At 68.1% G+C, this 229-nt stretch carries 1 pseudogene; it reads right to left on the reverse strand.

Annotated elements, in window-relative coordinates:
- A pseudogene (locus H2O73_RS21595) lies at window positions 1–196 on the reverse strand (collagen-like protein); the annotation flags it as partial.
- Window positions 197–229: the final 33 nt, after the last annotated feature.

The following is a 229-nucleotide window of genomic DNA, read 5'->3' on the forward strand; positions in this document are numbered from 1 at the left end:
CAGTCTCATCAAGATCGCTATTCTTGTCAGCGGGACCAACAGGGCCGGGAGCACCGGGAGCACCAGGGGCATCAGGGGGGCCAGCGGGGCCAGTCTCACCACGGTCACCCTTGGCCCCGGGAGCACCATCCCTTCCAGGGGAGCCTTCAGCACCAGGGGATCCCTCACGTCCAGATTCACCAGGGGGACCAGCCAATCCAGGGGGCCCCATGGGGCCAGGGGGACCGCG

It is taken from the genome of Vibrio marinisediminis (genome assembly GCF_014050145.1).
Classification (GTDB): domain Bacteria; phylum Pseudomonadota; class Gammaproteobacteria; order Enterobacterales; family Vibrionaceae; genus Vibrio; species Vibrio marinisediminis.